This window comes from Alcanivorax sp. HI0044, assembly GCF_001634945.1.
On sequence record NZ_LWEZ01000682.1, the window covers coordinates 1 to 488 of the forward strand.

Here is a 488-nt window from a genome sequence, read left to right on the forward strand (position 1 = left end):
ATGCACCAACACAAAACGTGCCGGAAACTTGCACCGACAAGGAGCATTCAAGAATCAGGCCACAAAATAGTGCACGCGATTTCAATCGGTTAGCGGTGAACATTATTCATTGCGCACCACAAAAGAACGTCGCACCATAAAGATGCACCATGGATGGGCGCCAACGGCATTAAATTGGCGCACGCCCCCGGATCAAACAGCACAAGACGTGCCGGTACGCACCAAAACACACCAGCGCCAAGCAGAGAGAAAAGCAAGCAGAGAGAAGACAGGCAAGAAAGCAGAACAGAAAGGGCAACGGAGATGGCCGCTGCCCTTGGGCGGGAGGCTCAGTAAAGGTAATTGAACATCTTGCGGCGGTATTCACTGGCCAGCGGATCGCCTTTGGGCAGGCATTCGAACACTTCCAGCAATGCACTGCGGGCGACGCCATCGCGAAAATCACGGTGGTTACGCAACAGCTGCAACAGCGCCTCAAGCCCCGCTTG

The 488-nt window shown here is 54.3% G+C and carries 1 protein-coding gene; it reads right to left on the minus strand.

The annotated features are described in order from the left end of the window. Nucleotides 1–329: 329 nt before the first annotated feature. Nucleotides 330–488 (minus strand): tetratricopeptide repeat protein (locus A3730_RS08270; protein WP_156501076.1); only part of this gene is annotated, 159 nt, incomplete at its 5' end.